15 protein-coding genes and 1 pseudogene are annotated in these 15,520 nt (G+C 72.0%); 5 read left to right on the plus strand and 11 right to left on the minus strand.

Annotated elements, in window-relative coordinates; genetic code table 11:
• Nucleotides 1-46: 46 nt before the first annotated feature.
• From GHR20_RS27385 to GHR20_RS27405, 5 genes are all read right to left on the minus strand, one after another.
• Nucleotides 47-1,036 carry a zinc-dependent alcohol dehydrogenase family protein gene (locus tag GHR20_RS27385; protein ID WP_153814685.1) on the minus strand — a complete coding sequence of 330 codons (990 nt, stop codon included), beginning with the start codon at nt 1,034-1,036 and terminating at the stop codon, nt 47-49.
• A complete protein-coding gene (locus GHR20_RS27390) occupies nt 1,033-1,857 on the minus strand; it encodes a carbohydrate ABC transporter permease (protein WP_111586382.1) in 825 nt (274 codons plus the stop codon). The genes GHR20_RS27385 and GHR20_RS27390 overlap by 4 nt, the downstream gene beginning before the upstream one ends.
• A complete protein-coding gene (locus GHR20_RS27395; RefSeq protein ID WP_148027254.1) occupies nt 1,854-2,792 on the minus strand; it encodes a sugar ABC transporter permease in 939 nt (312 codons plus the stop codon). The genes GHR20_RS27390 and GHR20_RS27395 overlap by 4 nt, the downstream gene beginning before the upstream one ends.
• Nucleotides 2,789-4,159 (minus strand): sugar ABC transporter substrate-binding protein, encoded by a 1,371-nt coding sequence (locus tag GHR20_RS27400; RefSeq protein WP_153814686.1) that lies wholly within the window; start codon nt 4,157-4,159, stop codon nt 2,789-2,791. Before GHR20_RS27400 ends, GHR20_RS27395 begins: the two co-directional genes overlap by 4 nt.
• 78 nt (nt 4,160-4,237) lie before the next feature.
• Nucleotides 4,238-5,005: a DeoR/GlpR family DNA-binding transcription regulator gene (locus GHR20_RS27405; RefSeq protein WP_111586385.1), complete on the minus strand. Its 768-nt coding sequence runs from the start codon at nt 5,003-5,005 to the stop codon at nt 4,238-4,240.
• Between the two features lie 423 nt (nt 5,006-5,428).
• Between GHR20_RS27405 and GHR20_RS27410 the strand changes: the two genes are divergently transcribed.
• Both GHR20_RS27410 and GHR20_RS27415 read left to right on the plus strand, forming a co-directional pair.
• Nucleotides 5,429-6,592, plus strand: a complete 1,164-nt coding sequence (locus GHR20_RS27410) for a hypothetical protein (RefSeq protein ID WP_153814687.1) — start codon at nt 5,429-5,431, stop codon at nt 6,590-6,592.
• 268 nt (nt 6,593-6,860) lie between these two features.
• Nucleotides 6,861-7,658: an HAD family acid phosphatase gene (locus tag GHR20_RS27415; protein ID WP_153814688.1), complete on the plus strand. Its 798-nt coding sequence runs from the start codon at nt 6,861-6,863 to the stop codon at nt 7,656-7,658.
• Between the two features lie 131 nt (nt 7,659-7,789).
• Here the strand turns inward: GHR20_RS27415 and GHR20_RS27420 are convergent, their stop codons facing one another.
• The 3 genes and pseudogenes from GHR20_RS27420 to GHR20_RS27430 all read right to left on the minus strand — a co-directional run.
• Nucleotides 7,790-9,247 carry a penicillin-binding transpeptidase domain-containing protein gene (locus tag GHR20_RS27420; protein ID WP_153814689.1) on the minus strand — a complete coding sequence of 486 codons (1,458 nt, stop codon included), beginning with the start codon at nt 9,245-9,247 and terminating at the stop codon, nt 7,790-7,792.
• A gap of 118 nt (nt 9,248-9,365) precedes the next feature.
• On the minus strand, nt 9,366-9,851 hold the full coding sequence (locus GHR20_RS27425; protein WP_153816153.1) for a GNAT family N-acetyltransferase: 486 nt from the start codon (nt 9,849-9,851) through the stop codon (nt 9,366-9,368).
• 117 nt (nt 9,852-9,968) lie between these two features.
• Nucleotides 9,969-10,173, minus strand: a pseudogene (locus GHR20_RS27430) (IclR family transcriptional regulator); the annotation flags it as partial.
• A gap of 160 nt (nt 10,174-10,333) precedes the next feature.
• Between GHR20_RS27430 and GHR20_RS27435 the strand changes: the two are divergent.
• From GHR20_RS27435 to GHR20_RS27445, 3 genes are all read left to right on the plus strand, one after another.
• Nucleotides 10,334-10,846 (plus strand): GNAT family N-acetyltransferase, encoded by a 513-nt coding sequence (locus GHR20_RS27435; protein ID WP_153814690.1) that lies wholly within the window; start codon nt 10,334-10,336, stop codon nt 10,844-10,846.
• 75 nt (nt 10,847-10,921) lie between these two features.
• Nucleotides 10,922-11,641, plus strand: a complete 720-nt coding sequence (locus tag GHR20_RS27440; RefSeq protein WP_111586390.1) for a DsbA family oxidoreductase — start codon at nt 10,922-10,924, stop codon at nt 11,639-11,641.
• Between the two features lie 110 nt (nt 11,642-11,751).
• Nucleotides 11,752-12,804 (plus strand): aminotransferase class V-fold PLP-dependent enzyme, encoded by a 1,053-nt coding sequence (locus GHR20_RS27445; RefSeq protein ID WP_153814691.1) that lies wholly within the window; start codon nt 11,752-11,754, stop codon nt 12,802-12,804.
• Nucleotides 12,805-12,877: 73 nt separating this feature from the next.
• Here GHR20_RS27445 and thpD read toward each other — a convergent pair whose 3' ends face one another.
• From thpD to ectB, 3 genes are read right to left on the minus strand one after another with little or no spacing between them, the layout of a single operon-like run.
• Nucleotides 12,878-13,771: an ectoine hydroxylase gene (gene thpD, locus GHR20_RS27450; RefSeq protein WP_153814692.1), complete on the minus strand. Its 894-nt coding sequence runs from the start codon at nt 13,769-13,771 to the stop codon at nt 12,878-12,880.
• A gap of 6 nt (nt 13,772-13,777) precedes the next feature.
• Complete coding sequence (locus GHR20_RS27455; protein ID WP_111586393.1) at nt 13,778-14,188, minus strand: ectoine synthase; 411 nt, start codon at nt 14,186-14,188, stop codon at nt 13,778-13,780.
• Nucleotides 14,189-14,242: 54 nt separating this feature from the next.
• Nucleotides 14,243-15,514, minus strand: coding sequence for a diaminobutyrate--2-oxoglutarate transaminase (gene ectB / locus GHR20_RS27460; RefSeq protein WP_111586394.1), 1,272 nt, complete (start codon nt 15,512-15,514; stop codon nt 14,243-14,245).
• Between the last annotated feature and the right edge of the window lie 6 nt (nt 15,515-15,520).

Below are 15,520 nucleotides of genomic sequence, written 5' to 3' on the forward strand. Positions count from 1 at the left end.
CCGTTCCCTTACCACCGGCCTCACCCGTCACTCGCGGCAGCGCCCCTCACGGCACGACGACGATCTTCCGTCCCACCCCTGCCGCGAACTGCTCCAGCGCCTGCGGATACCGCGCGAGCGGCAGCCGGTCGCTGATGAAGACCCCCGGGTCGAGGACGCCGTTCGCGAACAGTTCCGCCGCCCGCTCGTAGCTGTGCAGCACCGCCATCGAACCGGTGATGGTGATCTCCTGGTTGTAGATGCGGTACGGGTCGATCTGCACCCGGGTGGCGTAGTCGGCGACCCCGAACTGAAGGAAGGTGCCCGCCTTCGCCACCCGGCCCAGACCGTCCTGGATCGCCGCCGCGTTGCCGGTCGCGTCCACCACCACGTCCCAGCCCCCCGGCCGGTCGAGCTCGTCCGCGCCGGCCGCCGCGCCCGAGACGCCGAGCAGCCGGGCCGTCTCCAGGCGGGCCGGGTTCAGGTCCACCATGTCCACGCTCGCCGCGCCGGTGCGCTTGGCCAGCTCCAGCATCATCAGGCCCATGGTCCCGGAGCCGTAGATCAGGACGTGGGAGCCGAGCCGGGTGCGCAGCACGTCGTAGCCGCGCACCGCGCAGGACAGCGGCTCGATCAGGGCCGCGTCCTCGGTGCGCACATGCTCGGGCAGCTTGACGCAGTTGGCGACGGGGGCGACGGCGTACTGCGCGGCCCCGCCCGCCGTGGTCACGCCGATCGCGGCCCAGCGTTCGCACAGGTTGTTGTGGCCGCTGCGGCAGTAGCGGCACTCGTAGCAGTACAGGGACGGGTCGACGGCCACCCGGTCGCCGGTGGTGACCTCGGTGACCTGGGCGCCGGTGGCGACCACCGTGCCCGCGAACTCGTGGCCCGGCACGATCGGCAGCTTGGGCGCGAACTCGCCCTGGAGGATGTGCAGATCGGTGCCGCACAGCCCGCAGGCGGCGACCTCGACGACGACCTCGCGGGGTCCCGGCGCCGGGTCGGGGACCTCGGTGACGACGGCGCGGCCCACGGACTCGATGACGGCGGCCTTCATTTCACGGCTCCCAACGACAGGCCCTGGACCAGCTTGTCCTGGGCGGCGAACCCCGCGGCGAGCACCGGCAGGGAGATGACGAGCGAGGCGGCGCACACCTTGGCCAGGAACAGGCCCTGGCTGGTGATGAAGCCGGTCAGGAAGACGGGCGCGGTCTCGGCGACGACGCCGGTGAGCACCCGGGCGAACAGCAGCTCGTTCCAGCTGAAGATGAAGCAGATCAGGGCCGTCGCCGCGATGCCGGGCAGCGCGATGGGGGCGACCACCCGGGCGAGGATCGTCGGCAGCCGGGCCCCGTCCACCCGGGCCGCCTCGATCACCGCGACGGGCACCTCGGCGAGGAAGGACTGCATCATCCACACCGCGATCGGCAGGTTCATCGCGGTGTAGAGGACGACCAGCAGCCAGATGTCGTCGAGCGTCCCGGTGTGCTTGGCGAACAGGTAGATCGGCAGCAGTCCCGCGACGGCCGGGAGCATCTTCGTGGACAGGAAGAAGAACAGCACGTCCGTCCATTTGCGCACCGGCCGGATGGACAGCGCGTAGGCGGCGGGGAGCGCGAGCAGCAGTACGAGGAGGGTGGAGACCACCGATGCCACCGCCGAGTTGACCAGCGCGGGCCAGGGGCTCGCCCCGCCGCCGGCGCCGAAGAACTCGCGGTAGCCGTCCAGGGTGAGGGCGGCGCCGAAGGAGGGCGGGTTGGTCGCCGCGTCCTGCTCGGAGTGGAAGGAGGTCAGCGCCATCCAGGCGATGGGCAGGAAGAAGACGATGCCGGCCAGCCAGGCCACGAGGCCCAGGCCATGGCGTCGCAGCGCGGTCATGAGCGGGCCACCTCCTCGCGGAACAGGGACGAGACCACGCGCAGGGCGAAGGTCGCGATGACGATCGAGCCGATGACGACCAGGACGCCCGCGGCCGAGGCGAGTCCGTTCTCATGGGCCTGGTAGAAGCTCTGGTAGACGGTGTACGGCAGGTTCGCCGTGCCGAGGCCGCCGGAGGTGATGGTGAACACCGCGTCGAAGTTCTGCACGATGTAGATCGAGCCGAGCAGGGCGCCCAGTTCGAGGTAGCGGCGCAGGTGCGGCAGGGTGAGGTGGCGGAAGATCTGCCAGTCGCTCGCGCCGTCGACCCGGGCCGCCTCCAGCTGCTCCCGGTCCCGGCTCTGCAATCCGGCCAGCAGGATCAGCATCATGAACGGCGTCCACTGCCACACCAGGGACGCCTCCACCGCGAGCAGCGGGGTGTTCGAGATCCAGTCCGGCTGGGGGCCGCCGACGTAGTGCAGCAGCCCGTTGAGCAGGCCGTACTCGGGGTTGTAGAGCACATGCTTCCAGAGCAGCGCGGCGGCCACCGGGACCACCAGGAAGGGCGCGATCAGCAGGGTGCGGACGAGGCCCCGGCCGCGGAAGCGCCGGTCCAGGAGCAGGGCGAGGAGCAGCCCGAGCACCAGGCTGGCCAGCACCACCGCCACGGTGAGCAGGACCGTCGTCCACACCGAGTGGCGCAGGTCCGCGTCGGTGAGCACCTGGCGGTAGTTGGCGAGGCCGGTGAAGCGGCGGGCCTTGGGGTAGAGGGCGTTCCAGTCGAAGAACGAGATCACCAGCGTGGCCACGAAGGGCAGTTGGGTGACCGCGATCATGAAGACGAGGGCGGGGAGCAGCGGGGCCCGGGTGGCCCAGGCGCGCAGCCGGGCCGGGGGCCGTTTCACCGGCCGGGCGGGCGCGGCCGGGTACGGGGCCGTGGTGGTGGCGGTCATCGTCCCTCGTACTCCTTGGAGATCTTCTCGGCGAGCTGCTGGGACTTCCTCAGGGCCGTGTCGACGGACTGGCGTCCGGCGATGGCCGCGCTGATCTCCTGGGAGACCCGGGTGCCGAGGTCGGTGAACTCGGGGATGTCGACGAACTGGATGCCGGGCGCGGGGCGGGGCTGCACGCCGGGGTCGTCCGGGCGGCTGTTCTCGATGGCCTGCCGGGTCATCTCCTGGAAGGCGGCGGCGGACCGCCGGTAGTCGGCGTTCCCGTACGTCGAGGCCCGCTTGCCCGCCGGGACGTCCGGCCAGCCGCTGGTCTCGCCGACCAGCCGCTCGTACTCCTTGCTCGACGCCCAGGAGACGAACTTCCACGCCTTGTCGGGGTTGTGGGAGGCGTGCTGGATGCCCCAGGCCCAGGTGTAGAGCCAGCCGGAGGACCGGGTCCGCTCGACGGGGGCGGGGGCGTAGCCGAGCCTGCCCTTGACCGGGGAGCCCTTCGCCTCCAGGGAGCCGGCCGCGGACGTGGCGTCGTACCACATGGCGACCTTGCCCTGCGTCATGTCGTTCAGGCATTCGGCGAACCCGGACTGCGCGGCGCCGGACTCGCCGTGCGCGCGGACCAGGTCGACATAGAACTTCGTCGCCTTCTCGAAGGCGGGCGAGTCCAGCCGCGCCTTCCAGTCCTTGTCGAACCAGGTACCGCCGAAGGTGTTCACGACCGTGGTCAGCGGCGCCGCCATCTCGCCCCAGCCGGGCAGCCCGCGCAGGCAGATGCCGCGCATGCCGGGCCTGGCGCCGTCCGTCTTCGCGGCGAGGTCGGCCACCTGCTGCCAGGTCGGGTGGGCGGGCATGGTCAGGCCCTTCGCCGCGAAGACGTCCTTGCGGTACATCAGGAAGGACGACTCGCCGTAGAAGGGCTGCCCGTAGAGCCTGCCGTCGTCGCCGGTGAGGGACGTGCGCATCGGCGCCAGTACGTCCTTCTCGTCGTACGACGGGTCCTTCGCGACGTAGCCGTCCATCGGGCGCAGCCAGCCGTTGCGGGCGTAGATCGGGATCTCGTAGTTGGAGAGGGTGGCGACGTCGTACTGGCCCGCCTGGTTGGCGAAGTCCTGGCTGATCTTGTCGCGGACGTCGTTCTCCGGCAGCACGGTGAAGTTCACCTTGATGCCGGTCTCCTTGGTGAAGTGCGCGGCGGTGAGCTTCTGGAGCTCCACCATCTGGGGGTTGTTGACCATCAGTACGTTGATCGAGTCGCCGCCGGATCCGGCTCCGCCCGCCCCGACCCAGCAGCCGGACAGCAGGGGGGTGAGCAGCGTCCCTGCGGCGGCCAGGACGAGCGTGGCTCGTGGCCTCCGTCGGCTCGGGGTGCGCATGGATCACTCCTGGATGTATGGGGAGATAAAGGATGTTCGGTGGGCGGGGGATGCCCATGGGGGACGGGGCCGGGCGGCTCAGACCCGGATGACCTGCGGGCCCAGCAGGGCGTAGCGGTGGGCCTCGGCCACGGGGAGCTGGGTGCTGGTCACGACCGCCTCCAGCGCGCCGACGTCCGCGAACCGGCAGAAGCTCGCCGCGCCGAACTTGGTGTGCACGCCCGCGAACACGGTGCGCCGCGCCGCCCGCATCGCCTGTGCCTTGACCTCGCCGACCGCCGGGTCGGGTGTGGTCAGGCCGTGTTCGCGGGAGATGCCGTTGGCGCCGACATAGGCGAGGTCGAGGACGAAGCCGGACAGCATCGTGGTCGTCCAGTGGTCGACGGTGGCCAGCGTGCCGGCCCGCACCCGGCCGCCGAGGAGCAGGACCTGGATGTGGTCCGCCCCGGCGAGGGCGCCCGCGACCGGCAGGGACGCGGTGACCACGGTCAGCGGCCGGTCCCTCGGCAGGGCCTCGGCGATGAGCTGCGGGGTGAAGCCCTCGTCGACGAAGACCGTCTCGGCGTCGCCCAGCAACTCGGCCGCGGCGGCGGCGATCCTGCGCTTCTCGGGCACCTGGCTGGTGGCCCGGAAGGCCAGCGTGGTCTCGAAGCCGGCGCTCTCCACCGGGTAGGCCCCGCCATGGGTGCGGCGGATCAGCCCGTGGTCCTCCAGCGCGCGCAGATCGCGCCGGACGGTCTCCTTGGCCACGCCCAGTCCGGCGGCGAGCGCGGTGACATCGACCGCGCCGGTGGCGCGCGCGGCCCGCACGATCTCGCGCCGGCGTTCCTCCGCCGATCCGGTCATCTCGTCACCCTCCTCCCCGCAAAACTGCCCGTTCGGGCCCATGGGGCAAAGTTCTACCGCCGCTCCGCCGCCCTGACCAGGCTTGTTGCCCGCCCGATGCTGCCCGCTTGAGCCCGTTTGCCGGGCACACCGCCCGTCGCGGACCTGCGCGGCGGTGCCGGACGGGGTGGAAACGGGCGGCCCGCGTGCCCGGATGCGGTGCCGGGCGGGCCCGTTCGGCGCCCGTCCGCCCGTGTGCGCCCGGCGCGGTGCGGCCCGGTGTGGCTGGATACGGCGCGGTACGGCGCTCCGCAGACCGGCACCGACCGGCAGGCGACCGGTGTTGACCGCCCCTCGGAGGCCCCTTAGCGTGAGGCAGCTCATGCGTATGGACGCCGGTCAGAGGAATGTACGAGGCAGAGGAATGTACGCCGAGGAGTCCGCGTGAAGGCCGCCGCGTTCGTCTACCCCTGGGACGTCAACGGGGACCCGGACGCCCCCGCCCGCATCGCCGGGCTCGGCGTCGAGCAGGTGACCCTCGCCGCCGCCTACCACTCGGTCCGCGCCCTGACCCCGCGCCACCCCCGTCACCGCATCGTCACCGCCGAGCACGCGGCCGTCCTCTATCCGCCGGGCGGCCACTGGAGCGGCCGTGTCCCGCGCCCGTACCCGGCCGGCCGCTGGGCCCCCGGTGACGCCCACGGCGAGGCGGCGCGGGCGCTCGCCGGCGCCGGTCTCGCGGTGCACACCTGGGTGGTCCTCGCGCACAACTCCCGCCTGGGCGCGGAGCATCCGGGCACCTCCGTCGTCAACGCCTACGGCGACCGCTACCCCTGGGCGCCCTGCATCGCCCAGGAGGCCACCCGCGCCTATCTCACCGACCTCGCCGCCGAGGCCGCCGTCCGCCCCGGCGCGCAGGGCACCGAACTGGAGTCCCTCGGCTGGTACGGGCTGCCGCATCTGCACGCCCACGACAAGATCTCCGGTGTGCCCCTCGGCGAGGCGGGGGAGTACCTGATGTCCCTCTGCTTCTGTCCCTCCTGCCGCAGGGGCTACGGCGGGCAGGGCCTGGACGCCGAGGAACTGGCCGCGGCCGTGCGGGCCGCCCTGGAGCCGCTGTGGCGGGGCGCGGCGGCCGACCGGGGCCTGCCGATGGTGGCCGAACTGCTCGGCGAGGAGTGGGCCGCCGCCGTCCGGGCCTGGCGGGACGGGACCGCCCGCGGCCTCCAGGAGGAGGCCGTGGCCGCCGTGCGCGCCGCCGCGCCCGCCGGGTTCCAGGTCCTGCTGCACGCCGACCCCGTCCCCGAGCACTGCGGCGCGAACGCGGGCACCGACCCCGCCCACATCCTCTCCGTGGCCGACGGTGTCGTGGTCCCCTGCGCCACGGGCACCTCCCTGCTGGCGCCCTTCGCGGCGCACGCGGGCGAGCGGACCGTGCTGGCCGCCAACTTCACCGTCGTCTCCCAGATGGGCGGCAGCCCCCGCACCCTCGCGGCGGACGCGGCCCGCGCCCGGGCGGCCGGTGCCACCGAACTGCGGCTGTATCACGCCGGGTTGGCGTCGGACGGGGACCTCGCGGCGGTGCGCGAGGCGCTGGCGGCGCGCTGACGCGGCGGGGCCGCGGTCGCAGGCGCCTCACGCCGCGCCGCCGGACCCGCGCGGGCGGGGTGGACCTGTCCGGCGCGGTCGCGGGCGGGTAACACGGCTTGATGCCCGAATTCCCTTACCGGAACACAGAGTTCCGGCAGGGCGCTCGGACATGGCCGGAAAAAGACGTCCGTATCGATCGGGTAACAGCCCTCGCGTCACCGCTTGTTATGCGCGTAGACAATCCGTGACCTGGTCACTCACTCTAGCCACCAGATCCGGAGAATCCATGCGGAAGTCCCTCAGAGCGGCCGCCGCCGGCGCCGCCTGCGTCGTCGCCGGTGCCGCCCTGTACGGCGCGGGCGCGGCCACCGCCGGTCAGTCGACGGCCAACTCGACCCACGAGCCCTACAACATCGGGCTCCTGACGAAGGACATCGACACCTACTACGGCACCACCGCCGACAGCAACGGCGTCTACCAGGCGTCGCCGACCAGCCCGTACGCCAAGGACCTGGCGCGGATCGACGCGGACGCCAAGAAGTACATCGACCGGGCCGCCCGGAGCTCGCGCGCGCACCACCAGAAGCCCGCCGTCATGTTCGACATCGACGACACGGTGCTGCTGAGCCTCGACTACGAGAAGCGCAACAACTACGGCTACAACTCGGCCACCTGGAACGACTACGTCAACCAGGCCGGCCGCCCCGCCGTCTTCGGCAGCCCCGAGCTGATCCGGTACGCCCAGTCCAAGGGCGTCACGGTCTTCTACAACTCGGGTCTCACCGAGGCGCAGCGCGGTGCCGCGGTCGCCAACCTGAAGAAGGTCGGCGCCGACGTCAACCTGGACGCGGACCACATGTTCCTCAAGGACCCGGCCAACCCGCCGGCGTACCTCCAGGACTGCGCCACCCCGGGTGCCTGGAAGTGCACGACCGTCCAGTACAAGGCCGGTACCCGCGAGCACGTCGAGGACGACCTCGGCTACCGGATCATCGCGGACTTCGGCGACCAGTACTCGGACCTGGACGGCGGCTACTCCGGCCGTACGTACAAGCTGCCGAACCCGACGTACTTCGTCTCCTGAGGTCCCCCGGGCCTCCGTCCGGGGCCCGGTAGGGCCCGCTGACGCCCGCGCCCCCGCCACCGGCCGCCGCATGGACGGCGCCGTGGCGGGGGCGCGGCGGTTCTCGCCGGCGGCCGGTGCCTCTGTCTGCCCTACTTCTTCAGCGCCGCCGCCATCATGGCCCGCGCCACCGGCGCCGCCAGCCCGTTGCCGCTGACCTCCGAGCGCGCCGCGTCCGACTGCTCGACCATCACCGCGACGGCCACCTCCTTGCCGGTGCTGTCGGACTTGCCGAACGAGGTGAACCAGGCGTACGGCGTCTTGCTGTTGTTCTCGCCGTGCTGCGCGGTACCGGTCTTGCCGCCGACGGTCACGCCGTCGATCAGCGCGTTGGTGCCGGTGCCGTCCTTGACCACGGTCTCCATGGCCGACTGGAGCTGGCTCGCGGTCCGGGAACTGATGATCCGCTTGGTGCCGGTGTCGCCGTCGTCGTCGTGCACCACGTCGCCGCCGCTGTCCACGGTCCGGGACACCATGTGCGGCGAGGGCAGCTCACCGCCGTTCGCGATCGCCGCGGACACCATGGCCATCTGGAGCGGGGTCGCGGTGACGTTGTACTGGCCGATGCCGGTCAGCCCGGTCGACGACTTGTCCATGTCCTTCGGATAGACGCTGGGGTAGGCGCGCACCGGCACGTCCTGGTGGTCGTCGTTGAAGCCGTACTTCTCCGCCATGGCCCGCACCTTGTCCTGGCCGAGGTCGACGGCCATCTTGGCGAAGACGTTGTTGCAGGAGTACTGGAGCGCCACCCGGATCGGGGCGTTGCGGCACGGCGCCGAGCGGTTCTCGTTGGCCAGGTCGGTCACCGTGCCCGGCAGCCGGTACGGATCGGGGCTGTCGGTGTGCTGGTCGACGTTCTTGTACAGCCCGCTCTCCAGCGCGGCCGAGGCCACGACCAGCTTGAACGTCGAACCGGGCGGCAGCGGCTGGCGCAGCGCGCGGTTGTTCATCGGCTTGTCCGGGTCCGCGTTGAGCCGCTTCCAGGCGCCGCCCGCCGTGTTGGCGTCGGTGAGCTGCGAGGGGTCGTACGACGGCGTCGACACGGCGGCCAGGATGCGGCCGGTCTTCGGGTCGATGGCGACGGCCCCGCCCTTCTTGTCGCCGAGCGCGTCGTAGGCGGCCTTCTGCACCGCCGGGTCGATGGTGGTGACCACGTCGCCGGGGTCGGCCCGCTCACCGGTGAGGGTGTCCATGATCGTCTTCAGGCCCGGGTCCGTGCCGTTGAGCAGATCGGTGTAGATGCCCTCCAGCTGCGTGGGCGCGTACGCCTGCGAGGCGTAGCCGGTCACCGCCGCGTACAGCTTGCCGTTCTTGTACGTGCGCTTGTAGGCGAGGTCGCCTCCCTTGGTCCGGGCCGAGCCGGTGACGGCGTTTCCGGCCACGATGATGTTCCCGAGCGGCTGCGAGTAGGTCGCGATCGCGTTGCGCCGGTTGTTCGTGTCGTCCGCGAGGGCCTGTCCGTCGTAGAACTGCACCCAGGTCGCCCTGACCAGCAGGGCGACCACGAGCAGCAGCGAGAAGACGGACGCTCGCCTGATCGTCTTGTTCATCCCGTTCATCCCGCACGGAAGACGTCCGGGGAGGGCATGAACGTTCCCTCGCGCCGGGAATTCTCATGTCCCGTTCATCCCGAGCGCCCCCGTTCATCCCGTACTCATCCGTCCGGTATCAGCTGTCCGGGGCTCCCGCGTCCAGGATCAGCACGACCTCCTCGATCTCCTCGCCCCGGCCGTTGGCGAAGCCCCGGGCCTGGACGGACTCGCGGAAGCCGCACTTGGCCAGGACCCGCAGCGAGGCGGTGTTGTCGGCCGCCGCCCGCGCGTAGAGCGGGCGCTCGGGGACCTCGGCGAGCAGGGCGCGCAGCGCGGCCGTCGCCACGCCCCGGCCCCAGTAGGCGCGGTCGATCCAGTACGTCACCTCGCGCTCGCCGGGCTCCCCGTAGACCGCCGCGCTGCCGGCCACCCGCCCGTCGGCCAGCACCGTGCGCAGCACGTCACGGGAGGCGCGGACGCGTTTGAGGCGGGCTTCGAAGGCGTCCCGGTCGGTCGGGTCCTGAGGGCCGAAGGCGGCCATCCGCAGGGCCACCGGGTCGGTCATCTGCCGGAAGAACACCGGCAGATCCTCGTCGTGGACGCTCCGCAGCGCGATCTTCATGGGGCCCGAGACTACGGCGGCGGGACCGTCACGCCGGTCCGCGCCGCGCGCACGGCCCCGGGCGGCGTCCCGGTCCGGTGCGCGCCCCCGGTCCGCGCCCGGCCCCCGGCGCGCCCAGAGCCCGCGCGTCGCCAGGGCCAGCCGGTCGCGGGCCCCGGACAGCGCGTCCTCGGCCGTCCGCTCATGGGCGGGGGTCGGCCGGGCCACCGGCACCGAGCAGCTGACCGCGTCCCGGGGCCGGGGTGCGGTACGGCAGGGCCACGCCGAAGCAGCGCAGCCCCGCCGTGTTCTCCTCGCGGTCGAGCGCGAAGCCCCGCTCCCGCGCCCCGATGCCGTACCGCGTGCCCGTCGCGTCCGCAGGCTGGGCGTGGGGTGGCCGAGGGTCTTCTGCACGGCCGCGAGGGAGTGCAGGCCGGGGCGGCCGGCGTTCAGCGGAGAGGAAGGCCCGGAACCGGCGGCACGGACGCGGCGTCCTCCCTCCCATGATCAGTGAACCCGCGAGCACCCTGGAGATCCGCGCCGCGCTGCCCGCCGAGGCCGAGGTCATCGCCGCACTGCACCTGCGCGCGCGCTCGACGTACTACCCGGACGGTGTCCCGCAGGCGGAGGTCGACTGGACGCAGGCGTGGCGGGGCTCCATCGAGCGGCCCGACGGGCGGGTGCTGTGCGCCGTCCGGGAGGGCCGGCTCGCCGGGGTCGCCTCCTTCCGGACCCCCGACGGAGCCGGCCCGGACACCGTCAAGCTGTTCCAGTTCCATGTGGACCCCGACCGCTGGCGGGGCGGCATCGGTACGGCCCTGCACGCCGCCTGCGCGGAGCGGTGGCGGGCGGCCGGGCGGCGCACGGCCGTGCTCGACGTGCACGTGGACAACCTGCGGGCCCAGGCTTTCTACGCCCGGCAGGGCTGGGTGCCGGACCCGGAGAACCCGCCCGCGGCGGGGGACCACCACCTGTTTCTGCGGTACGCGGTGGGTCCGGGGGCGCCGGGGGAATGACCGGCGGCATTTGAACGTTCACGTACTCGGCGGAGATCGCCTCCGTACCCGTACGACCTGGAAAGAGCCGAAGACATGCGCGTCGAGATCTGGAGCGACATCGCCTGCCCCTGGTGCTATGTGGGCAAGGCCCGCTTCGAGAAGGCGCTCGCCGCCTTCCCGCACCGCGAGGACGTCGAGGTGGTGCACCGCTCCTTCGAGCTGGACCCCGGCCGCGCCAAGGGCGATGTCGAGTCCGTGCTCACCATGCTGACCAGGAAGTACGGCATGAGCGAGGCACAGGCCGAGGCCGGGGAGGACAACCTGGGCGCCCAGGCCGCCGCCGAGGGCCTGGACTACCGCACCCGGGGCCGCGACCACGGCAACACCTTCGACATGCACCGCCTGCTGCACCTGGCCAAGGAGCGCGGCCGGCAGGACGAGCTGATCCAGGCCCTGTACCGGGCCAACTTCGCCGAGGAGCGGTCCGTCTTCAGCGAGGGCGACGAGCGGCTGGCCGAGCTGGCCACCGGAGCCGGGCTCGACGCGGCCGAGGTGCGCGCCGTGCTCGCCGACCCGCAGGCGTACGCCGACGCGGTGCGCGAGGACGAGCGCGAGGCCGCCGAGCTGGGCGCGAACGGAGTCCCCTTCTTCGTGCTCGACCGCAAGTACGGCGTCTCCGGCGCCCAGCCCGCCGAGGTCTTCACCCAGGCGCTCGGCCAGGCATGGGACGAGCGCGCCCCGCTGAAGCTGGTCGACCAGGGCGACGCCGACGCCTGCGGGCCGGACGGCTGCGCGGTGCCGCCGAGGGGCTGACCGCGCGGGACGCGAACCCGCAGGCCGGCGCGGTCGTATAAGAAAACCTTGGTGCGTCCCTGTGACAACACGCGATGGACGGGGACCCCGCCGACCCGCACAGTGGGCTCATGGAGACCTTCGAGAGCCTCGTCCGCGCCGAGTTCCGCCCGGAGAACACCTATCTGAACACCGCGACCAGTGGCCTGCTCCCGGCCCGCACCCTCACCGCGCTCCAGGAGGCGATGGCGATCCGGGCCGAGGGGCGGCCGCTGGACCCGCTGTTCGAGGACGTCGAGCGCGCCCGCGCCGCCTTCGCCCGGCTGGCCGGGGTCCCGGCGAGCCGGGTCGCGGCCGGCCCCTCGGTCGCCGCGCAGACCGGCCTGATCGCGGCCTCGCTGCCCGCCGGCGCCGAAGTCCTCACCGCCGAGGACGACTTCACCTCCGTGGTGAACCCCTTCCATGTGCGCGGCGACCTCAAGGTGCGCGCCGTGCCGCTGGAGCGGCTCGCCGAGTCGGTGCGTCCCGGGACCGCGCTGGTCGCGGTCAGCGCCGCGCAGTCCGCCGACGGCCGGGTCGCCGACCTGGCCGCCCTGCGCGCGGCGGCCCGCACCCATGGCGCGCGCACCTATGTCGACTTCTCCCAGGCCGCCGGCTGGCTGCCGATCGACGCGGACGGCTACGACTACACCGTCACCACCACCTTCAAGTGGCTGCTCGGCCCGCACGGCGCCGCCTTCCTCGTCGTACCCGAGGACCTCGGCGGGCTGACCCCGCTGCTCGCGGGCTGGGTCGCGGCCGAGGACCCCTGGCGCAGCTGCTACGGCCCGGTCGCCGAACTCGCGCGCTCCGCACGCCGGTTCGACGTCAGCCCCGGCCTGTTCACCTACAGCGGGGTGTACTCCTCGCTCACCCTGATCGAGGAGCTGGGCGTGGCCGCCGTGCACGCGCACGACCTGGCGCTCGCCGACCGCTTCACCAAGGGGCTCGCCCGGCTGGGGCACGAGCCGCTGCCCGCGCCCGGCTCGGCGATCGTCTCGGTGCCCGGACTCGGCGCGCGGCAGGCCGAGTTGAGCCGCGCGGGTATCCAGGTGTCCGACCGGGCGGGCAATCTGCGGGCGTCCTTCCACCTCTACAACACGGCGGCGGACGTGGACCGGCTGCTCGACGCGCTGGCCGGCTGACACCGTCCGGACATGACCGGGCCGGGGCCTCCCGTCCCACACGTGGAGGCCCCGGCCCGGTGTCGGAAGGCGCCTACCTCACCGGGGTGAAGTCGCGCGCGCCGATGAACTCCGGCCGGCGCACCGGCGCGGCGAACGGCTCCACGGCCGTGTTCTCCACGCTGTTGAACACGATGAAGACGTTGCTGCGCGGGAACGGGGTGATGTTGTCCCCGGAGCCGTGCATGCAGTTGCAGTCGAACCAGGTGGCCGAGCCCGGCTTGCCGGTGAACAGCTTGATGCCGTGCTCGCCCGCCAGCTCCGTCAGCGCCCCGTCGGAGGGGGTGCCCGCGTCCTGCATCTGGAGCGACTTCTTGTAGTTGTCCTTGGGTGTCTCGCCCGCGCAGCCCAGGAACGTCCGGTGCGAGCCCGGCATGATCATCAGGCCGCCGTTGGTGTCGTGGTTCTCGGTCAGCGCGATCGAGACGGACACCGTGCGCATGTTCGGCAGGCCGTCCTCGGCGTGCCAGGTCTCGAAGTCCGAGTGCCAGTAGAAGCCGCTCGCGCCGAAGCCCGGCTTGACGTTGATCCGCGACTGGTGGACGTACACGTCCGAGCCGAGGATCTGGCGGGCCCGGCCGACCACGCGCTCGTCCCGCACCAGCCGGGCGAACACCTCGCTGATCCGGTGCACCTCGAAGACCGACCGGATCTCCTGCGAGGACGGCTCCACGATGGAGCGCTCGTCGAAGCGGATCGCCGGGTCGCTGACCAGCCGGTCCAGCTCCTGCCGGTAGATCCCGACCTCGTCGGGACCGATCAGCTGGTCGACGGCGAGGAAGCCGTCACGCTCGTACGAGTGGAGCTCGGCCGCCGCGATCGGCCCCGGGGTGTCCGGAGCGCCCCACAGGACCGGGTCCTGGCGGGGGACGGTCACCTCGGTGGCGCCGCGGGTCGGGTAGAGGTCCTTCACGGTGGCGGTGGTCATGGTCGCTCACACCTCCTCGGGCTCGGGCTCCGTGAGCAGCGGGTAGACGCCGTTCTCGTCGTGGTCCTCCCGTCCGGTGACGGGCGGGTTGAACACGCAGATGCAGTGGAAGTCCTCCTTGACACGCAGCGTGTGCCGCTCGTGCCCGTTCAGGAGGTACATGGTGCCGGGCGTGATGGTGTACGTCTGCCCGGTCTCGCGGTCGGTCAGTTCGGCCTCGCCCTTGGTGCAGACGACGGCCTCGATGTGGTTGGCGTACCACATCTGGGTCTCGGTCCCCGCGTACAGGATGGTCTCGTGCACGGAGAAGCCGACCCGCTCCTTGGCCAGAACGATGCGCTTGCTCTCCCAGGTGCCCGACTTCGCCTTGACGTGCCGGTCGGTGCCTTCGATGTCCTTGAACGATCGGACGATCACGGTGGTGCTTCCTCCTGGTTGGACGGTGCGGTCAGACGGTGTGGTTCAGGTGGTTCAGGCGGTTTCCCGGACGGCGCGGGCGAGGATGCTCAGGCCCTCGTCCAGCTCGTCGGGGGTGATGGTCAGGGCCGGCAGCAGCTTGACGACCTCGCTCTCCGGCCCCGAGGTCTCGATGAGCAGGCCCAGTTCGAAGGCCCGCCGCGCGATGCGCCCGGCGCGGTCCTTGGCGTGGAACTCCAGGCCCCACACCAGACCGCGGCCGCGGTACTCCTTGACGTCGGCGAGGTTCTCCTCGGTGATGGAGATCAGCGCCTGCTCGACCTGCTCGCCACGGGTGCGGGTCTGCTTCTCCATGGCCGAGCCGTCGGTCCAGTACGCCTCCAGGGCCGCGGCGGCGGTGACGAACGCGGGGTTGTTGCCGCGGAAGGTGCCGTTGTGCTCGCCCGGCTCCCAGACGTCCAGCTCGGGCCGGAACAGGCACAGCGACATCGGCAGGCCGTAGCCGCTGATGGACTTCGACACCGTGACGATGTCGGGGGTGATCCCGGACTCCTCGAAGGAGAAGAAGGCGCCGGTACGGCCGCAGCCCATCTGGATGTCGTCGACGATCAGCAGCATGTCCTGCCGCTCGCACAGCTCCTTGAGGGCGCGCAGCCACTCGGGCCGGGCCACATTGATGCCGCCCTCGCCCTGCACGGTCTCCACGATCACCGCGGCGGGCTTGTTCAGGCCGGAGCCCTGGTCCTCCAGCAGCCGCTCGAACCACAGGAAGTCCGGGACGGTGCCCTCGAAGTAGTTGTCGAACGGCATCGGGGTGCCGTGCACCAGCGGTATGCCGGCGCCGGCCCGCTTGAAGGCGTTGCCGGTCACCGCGAGCGAGCCGAGGGACATGCCGTGGAAGGCGTTGGTGAAGGACACGATGGCCTCGCGGCCCTTCACCTTGCGGGCCAGCTTCAGCGCCGACTCCACCGCGTTGGTGCCGGTCGGGCCGGGGAACATGACCTTGTACGGCAGGTCGCGCGGGCGCAGCACCAGGTTCTGGAAGGTCTCCAGGAAGCGGCGCTTGGCCGTGGTCGACATGTCCAGGCCGTGGGTGACCCCGTCCCGGGACAGGTAGTCGATCAGCGCCCGTTTGAGCACCGGGTTGTTGTGGCCGTAGTTGAGCGATCCCGCGCCGGCGAAGAAGTCGAGGTACGCATGGCCGTCCTCGTCGTACATCCGGCTGCCCTGCGCGCGGTCGAACACGACGGGCCAGCCGCGGCAGTAGCTGCGCACCTCGGACTCGAGGGTCTCGAAGACGCTGAGGTCGGGCTGGGTGATGGTCACGGTGAT

It is taken from the genome of Streptomyces sp. SUK 48 (assembly GCF_009650765.1).
GTDB lineage: Bacteria > Actinomycetota > Actinomycetes > Streptomycetales > Streptomycetaceae > Streptomyces.

What these genes read in the sequence shown, in the direction of transcription:
- GHR20_RS27385 (WP_153814685.1), bottom strand. Translation starts at nt 1,036, where the DNA reads ATGAAGGCCGCCGTCATCGAGTCCGTGGGCCGCGCCGTCGTCACCGAG.
- GHR20_RS27390 (WP_111586382.1), bottom strand. Translation starts at nt 1,857, where the DNA reads ATGACCGCGCTGCGACGCCATGGCCTGGGCCTCGTGGCCTGGCTGGCC.
- GHR20_RS27395 (WP_148027254.1), bottom strand. Translation starts at nt 2,792, where the DNA reads ATGACCGCCACCACCACGGCCCCGTACCCGGCCGCGCCCGCCCGGCCG.
- GHR20_RS27400 (WP_153814686.1), bottom strand. Translation starts at nt 4,159, where the DNA reads ATGCGCACCCCGAGCCGACGGAGGCCACGAGCCACGCTCGTCCTGGCC.
- GHR20_RS27405 (WP_111586385.1), bottom strand. Translation starts at nt 5,005, where the DNA reads ATGACCGGATCGGCGGAGGAACGCCGGCGCGAGATCGTGCGGGCCGCG.
- GHR20_RS27415 (WP_153814688.1), top strand. Translation starts at nt 6,861, where the DNA reads ATGCGGAAGTCCCTCAGAGCGGCCGCCGCCGGCGCCGCCTGCGTCGTC.
- GHR20_RS27420 (WP_153814689.1), bottom strand. Translation starts at nt 9,247, where the DNA reads ATGAACAAGACGATCAGGCGAGCGTCCGTCTTCTCGCTGCTGCTCGTG.
- GHR20_RS27425 (WP_153816153.1), bottom strand. Translation starts at nt 9,851, where the DNA reads ATGAAGATCGCGCTGCGGAGCGTCCACGACGAGGATCTGCCGGTGTTC.
- GHR20_RS27435 (WP_153814690.1), top strand. Translation starts at nt 10,334, where the DNA reads ATGATCAGTGAACCCGCGAGCACCCTGGAGATCCGCGCCGCGCTGCCC.
- GHR20_RS27440 (WP_111586390.1), top strand. Translation starts at nt 10,922, where the DNA reads ATGCGCGTCGAGATCTGGAGCGACATCGCCTGCCCCTGGTGCTATGTG.
- GHR20_RS27445 (WP_153814691.1), top strand. Translation starts at nt 11,752, where the DNA reads ATGGAGACCTTCGAGAGCCTCGTCCGCGCCGAGTTCCGCCCGGAGAAC.
- thpD (WP_153814692.1), bottom strand. Translation starts at nt 13,771, where the DNA reads ATGACCACCGCCACCGTGAAGGACCTCTACCCGACCCGCGGCGCCACC.